5 protein-coding genes and 1 pseudogene are annotated in these 5531 nt (G+C 72.8%); 4 read left to right on the top strand and 2 right to left on the bottom strand.

Features of this window, described 5'->3' with window-relative positions; translation table 11 throughout:
* Positions 1–194: 194 nt before the first annotated feature.
* The 4 genes from E2E34_RS30545 (at position 195) to E2E34_RS30530 (ending at position 4133) form a co-directional block, all read left to right on the top strand.
* Positions 195–374 carry an SPOR domain-containing protein gene (locus tag E2E34_RS30545; protein ID WP_138898313.1) on the top strand — a complete coding sequence of 60 codons (180 nt, stop codon included), beginning with the start codon at positions 195–197 and terminating at the stop codon, positions 372–374.
* A gap of 43 nt (positions 375–417) precedes the next feature.
* Positions 418–837, top strand: coding sequence for a (deoxy)nucleoside triphosphate pyrophosphohydrolase (locus E2E34_RS30540; protein WP_138905103.1), 420 nt, complete (start codon positions 418–420; stop codon positions 835–837).
* A gap of 158 nt (positions 838–995) precedes the next feature.
* Complete coding sequence (locus tag E2E34_RS30535; protein WP_138905104.1) at positions 996–1424, top strand: ATP-binding protein; 429 nt, start codon at positions 996–998, stop codon at positions 1422–1424.
* 189 nt (positions 1425–1613) lie between these two features.
* Complete coding sequence (locus E2E34_RS30530; RefSeq protein WP_425573349.1) at positions 1614–4133, top strand: SpoIIE family protein phosphatase; 2520 nt, start codon at positions 1614–1616, stop codon at positions 4131–4133.
* A 50-nt stretch (positions 4134–4183) separates the two neighbouring features.
* Here the strand turns inward: E2E34_RS30530 and E2E34_RS30525 are convergent, their stop codons facing one another.
* Both E2E34_RS30525 and E2E34_RS30520 read right to left on the bottom strand, forming a co-directional pair.
* Complete coding sequence (locus tag E2E34_RS30525) at positions 4184–4894, bottom strand: PspA/IM30 family protein (RefSeq protein ID WP_138905101.1); 711 nt, start codon at positions 4892–4894, stop codon at positions 4184–4186.
* A 95-nt stretch (positions 4895–4989) separates the two neighbouring features.
* A pseudogene (locus E2E34_RS30520) lies at positions 4990–5531 on the bottom strand (TPM domain-containing protein); the annotation flags it as partial.

Raw genomic sequence — 5531 nt, 5'->3', positions numbered from 1 at the left:
GTCCGGGGTCGCGCCCCAGGCGTGGGGGGAGGGGCGCACTCTGCGGCGTGCGCCCCTTCGGCATGGCTGGATGCGTACCTCTTTGTGTAAATGCGTATCCGCTGAGTAAAGGTCAGGCGTACGCTCGGGCATATGCGGATTGCGGTTTCCTGGAGATCCTTAGAGGCGAGTGCACCGGCGGACAGGAGCGCGAAGTGAACGACAGCGGCGCTGTGCTCCCCTGGCTGGTCATACGGCAGGACGACAACGGCAACCGTTACCGCGTCGGCCGGTACGCGACGAGGGCCGAGGCGCAGAAGATGGCCGACAGTCTCGACGCCCGCGGTCACAAGCAGCTCTACTGGGTCGAGCGGATAGGGCAGAGCGTCCAGTAGGACCGCCACGGCGTGGGCGCCGCGGACGCCGTAGGCTCCGCCCATGACTGATCGTGTCGTGGTGGTGGGCGCCGCCCTGTTCGCCGGGGGCCGGCTGCTGGCCGCGCGCCGCAGCGCCCCGCCCGAGCTGGCCGGCCGCTGGGAGCTGCCCGGCGGCAAGGTGGAGGCCGGCGAGACCCCGCCGCAGGCGCTCGTACGGGAACTGCGCGAAGAGCTGGGCGTCGAGGCGGACGCCGTGGAGCGCATCCCCGGCGAGTGGCCGCTCAAGCCCGGCTATGTCCTGCACGTGTGGACCGCCCGGCTGCTGTCCGGCACGCCCCGCCCCCTCCAGGACCACGACGACCTGCGCTGGCTCGGTCCGCACGAGGCGGACAGCGTGGACTGGCTCCCCCAGGACCGCCCCGCCGTCGCCGAGGCGGTACGCCGTCTGAGCGTGCTGCCGGGGTCCGCCGCGCAGTCCTGACGCCGCGTCGCCGCCACCCGCCGCGCAGGGCGTGCGGCGAACCTCCGTACGCCGTTCGTGCCACAGTGCGTCCAGGTCGGGGATAGCCGCGACCGTATATCGGGTATGTGCTGATTAACCCCCCGAAATGGGACGCGGGCCCGCGGCGGATCTGGGATGTGGTCGGCGTGATCGACACCGACGGCGACTGCGCCGACTGGACGTTCCCTGCTGAGCCCGACGCCGCCCGCCACGCCCGCCATGCCGTCCGCGACGCGCTGCGCGCGTGGGGCCTGCCCGACACCGTGGGCGACATCACCGTCCTGCTGGTCAGTGAGCTGGTGACCAATTCCTTGCGGTACACCTCCGGCCCGATCGGCGTCCGCCTCCTGCGGCCCGACGCCGACAGCCGTGCGCCGGGCGTACGCCCCGTACTGGTGGTCGAGGTCTCGGACCCCCTTCCGGATCTGCCCCTGGAACGGGTCGCGAACGCCGATGACGAGGGAGGACGCGGTCTGCAGCTGGTGGCCTGCTCCGCGCAGCGGTGGGGCACCAGACGTGGCAGAACGGGCAAGACGGTGTGGTTCGAGCTGGCTCTCCCTGGTTAGAAGAGTGAAGGGACAACGATCATTCGGCGCCTCTCTTCCCCGGCTGAAAAGGAACGAGACCGTGCTGTGATCGTGAACGCCGTGCGGGTTGTGACCGTAGTGCTGAATACTGCGGGAAGGACCGGTCCGGTGCGTTGAGCTGGAGGGGACGGTCGCGTGAACGAGATATCAGCGGCAGCGGGCGAAGTGATGTGGCAGAACAGCCCGCCCGGCTCCATCTATGACTACATAAGAGTCGCGTCCTTCTCGATCGGCCCGCGAGGGCTGGTCGAGCAGTGGAGCAAGCGGGCCGAGGAGCTGTTCGGCCTGCCCGCGTCCGATGTCGTCGGCAAAGACCCGGTCGAGGCCTTCATGCCCCCCGAGCTGCGGACACGGGGCCGCCACCGGATCGCCGAGATCCTCGACGGCAAGGAGTGGACGGGCTTCGTCCCGTTCCGGATGCCGGACGGGGAGGGCGCCGGGGCCCGAGCGCACGGCATGGCGGAGATCTACGTGATGCCCAGCGCCACAGCCGACGGCGAGCAGGCCGCGCTCTGTCTCGTCGTCGACGTACGTGCCGTACGCCGGATCGAGACCGATCTCGCCGCTTCGCAGGCCATATTCGGCCAATCTCCCTTCGGCTTCCTGCTGTTCGGTACGGACTTCACCGTGCAGCGCGCCAACAAGCGTTTCGCCACCGTCTTCGGCGGCGCCGTCGAGGACCACCGCGGCCGCACCGTCCACGACTACCTCGCCCCCGCCGAGGCCGACCGCATGACCGCCGCCCTGGAGCGGGTCCTGGAGACCGGCGAGGCCGTCACCGACATGCAGCTCGTCGGCACCGCCCCGGGCGAGACCGAGCGCCGGCACTGGTCGGTCAACCTCTACCGGGTGCACAGCGGAGCCGGGCGGCCCGTGGGGGTGGCCGGGCTCGCCACCGACGTGACCCGTCGTCACGTGGCCGCTCGCGAGGCCGCCGACGCCCGCCGCAACCTCGCCCTGCTGAACGAGGCCGGCGCCCGCATAGGAAACTCCCTCGACCTGGAGACCACCGCCCGCGAACTCCTCGACGTGGCCGTACCCGGCTTCTGCGACCTCGCGTCCGTCGACCTCTACCAAGGTCTCCTGGCCGGCGACGAAACCCCGCCGGGGCGGGCCGACGGCAGCGCCGAGCTGCGCCGCGTCGCCTTCGCCAGCGCCGTCTCCGAAGGCCCGCTGGCCGCCCCCGGCTGTGTCGCGGACGGCGACCGGCCCGGGCCCACCGAGGTCGGCGACGTACACCGGTACCCGTTCAGCTCGCCCTGCGCGAGCGCCCTGCGCACCGCCCGCGTCCAGACCGTGCCGGGCGAGGACGGCAGTCTCGTCCACACGACGCTCGCCGTGCCGATGGTCGCCCACGACACCGTCGTCGGCCTCGCCCAGTTCTCCCGTACGAAGGGCAGCGAGCCCTTCGGCGAACGCGACCTGGCCCTCGCCACCGAGCTCGCCGCCCGCGCCGCCGTCTGCATCGACAACGCCCGCCTCTACCGGCGCGAGCACGAGCGCGCGCTGATCCTCCAGCGCAGCCTGCTGCCGCCCGGCGACCCCGAGGCGGCCGGCCTCGACATCGCCTGCCGCTACCTGCCCGGCAACACGGCCACCGAGGTGGGCGGCGACTGGTTCGACGTCATCGAACTGCCCGGCCACCGCACCGCCCTGGTCGTCGGCGACGTCATGGGGCGCGGCCTGCGGGCGGCCGTCGCGATGGGCGAACTGCGCACGGCGGTACGGACCCTGGCGCTGCTGGACCTCGAACCCGCCGAAGTGCTCTCCGCCCTCGACGAGATCGCCCGGGGCCTCGGCACGCCCAGCGGCGCGCAGCACGCCTCGCGCGCCTCGCACAAGGCGCGGGAGGCCGACCTCTCCGAGGTCTACCTGGCGACGTGCGTGTACGCCGTCTACGACCCGGTCACCCGGCGCTGCACGTTCGCCAACGCCGGTCACCTGCCGCCCGTGCTCGTCGAACCGGGCGAGGAGGCGCTGCTGCTCGACGTGCCGCCGGGGATGCCGCTCGGGGTCGGCGGCGAGCCGTTCGAGGAGGTCGAGGTCGAGGTGCCGGAAGGCGCGCTGCTCGCGCTCTACACCGACGGGCTCGTCGAGTCGCGGGACCACCCGCTGGACGAGGGACTGATGGCGTTCCGCGCCGCCCTCACCGATCCGGCGCACCCCCTGGAAGACGTGTGCGACCACGTGCTGAACACCCTCGACACCCGGCACGGCGAGGACGACATCGCCCTGCTGATGGCCCGCATCCAGGGGATGCCGGCCGAGTCGGTGGGCGACTGGTCGCTGCCGCGCGAGCCGCGCTCGGTCGGCCGGGCCCGGGAGCTGGCGCGGGCGCAACTCGTCACCTGGGGCCTCGAAGACCTGGTGGACACCACGGAGTTGCTGGTCAGCGAGCTCGTCACCAACGCGCTGCGGTACGGCGAGGGCGACATCAGGCTCCGGCTGCTCCTCGACCGTACGCTCGTCTGCGAGGTCTGGGACGCCGGGCTCGTGCAGCCGCGCCGGCGCCGGGCCCGCGACACCGACGAGGGCGGGCGCGGGCTCCAGCTGGTGGGGCTGCTCAGCGCCGCGTGGGGCTCGCGACGCACCCCGCGCGGCAAGACGGTCTGGTTCGAACTCGCGCTGCCGACGGGGGAGGCGGAGAAGGCCGAACTCAGTGTCGACCAGCTGCTGAGCCTCTTCTGACGGCGGCCGCCGGGCCCGGGCCGGCCGCCGGCCCCTGCTGAGGACGCCGGTCAGCGGGCTTTCATGGCGGCCAGCCTGGCCTCGATCTCGGCGTCGTCGCCCAGGCTGTCCAGCTGTTCGAACTGGCCGTCCAGGGACGACGCGGCCAGCTCCTGCTTGCCCATGGCCCGCGCCTCCTCGCGGCGCACCTTCTCCTCGAAGCGGCCCAGCTCGCTCGTCGGGTCCAGGACGTCGACGCTCTTCACGGCGTCCGCCATGCGGTTCTGCGCCTGCGCGGACTTCGCCCGGGCCACCAGTTCGTCGCGCTTGGAGGTCAGCTCCGTGAGCTTCGTCTTCATCCGGACCAGACCGGCCTTGAGCTTGTCCACGACCTCGGTCTGCATCGTGATGACCGGCTCGGCCGCCTTCGCCTCCTTCTCCGACTGGAGCTGGCGCTGGAGCGCGACCTTCGCCAGGTTGTCGAACCGGTCCGCCTCCGCCGCCGGTCCCGCACCGCGCAGTTCGTCGGCCTTCCTGCTCGCGGCGAGTGCCTTGACGCCCCACTCCCGGGCCGCGTCGACGTCCTCCGCGTGGTCCAGTTCCAGCAGCCGCAGGTTGCCGATGGTGGTCGCGACGGCCTCCTCCGCCTCGGCGATGTTGGCCGTGTAGTCGCGGATCAGCTGGTCCAGCATCTTCTGCGGGTCCTCGGCCTGGTCGAGGAGGCCGTGGATGTTGGCCCGCGCCAGCTGGGTCACACGGCCGAGGATGGTCTGCTTCGTCATGCGCGTCTCCTTGACGTCCCTGGATGTCGTCGGGTGCCTGTGGGTGCCGCTGGACCGCTCCGGCCGCCTCGCGGCCGGGGAGGCCGGCGGGTACGTCAGAACCGGCCGCCGCCCAGCAGGCCGCCGAGCAGGATGCCGCCGAGCACCGCTCCGTCCAGGCCCCCGCCGGCAGGGCGCCCGCCCGCGATTCCGCCGCCGAAGTCCGCGAAGCCGCCGCCCAGTTCGTCGGCGTAGCCCCGTACGTCCCCTTCGGCCAGGCTCTGTGCCTGGCGGGCCAGCGCGTCCGCCCGCTGGACCTCGGCGAGCGCGCCCGGTGCGTCGGACTGCGCGAGCGCCGCCGAACGTTCGAGGTGCCGGCGCGCCTCCGCGAGGCGGGTGCGGGCCCCGCTGCCCACCGCGCCCCGGTTCGTCGTGATGTAGTCGGCGGCCGCGCCGATCGTGGAGCGGGCGGCGAGCGTGGCCTGGTCGAGCAGCGCGCGGGCCCGGCGCGCCGTCGTCTCGCGCTCGCGCGCCCCCGCGAGGGCCTCGTCCAGTACCGCGTCGGCCTCCTCGACGCGACGCAGGGCGTCGATCGGGTCGTAGCGCCCCGACTGCTTCTCCTCCAGTACGCCGGCGACGACCGACTCGGCGCGGGCGA

The sequence above is a fragment of the Streptomyces albidochromogenes genome (genome assembly GCF_005981925.1).
GTDB lineage: Bacteria > Actinomycetota > Actinomycetes > Streptomycetales > Streptomycetaceae > Streptomyces > Streptomyces albidochromogenes.
The sequence above is the reverse complement of the archived record's forward strand: the minus strand, read 5'-3'. Positions and strand labels throughout refer to the sequence as shown.

Coding starts and splice junctions, on each gene's coding strand:
- E2E34_RS30530 (WP_425573349.1), top strand. CDS start 1,614: ATGTGGCAGAACAGCCCGCCCGGCTCCATCTATGACTACATAAGAGTC.
- E2E34_RS30525 (WP_138905101.1), bottom strand. CDS start 4,894: ATGACGAAGCAGACCATCCTCGGCCGTGTGACCCAGCTGGCGCGGGCC.
- E2E34_RS30540 (WP_138905103.1), top strand. CDS start 418: ATGACTGATCGTGTCGTGGTGGTGGGCGCCGCCCTGTTCGCCGGGGGC.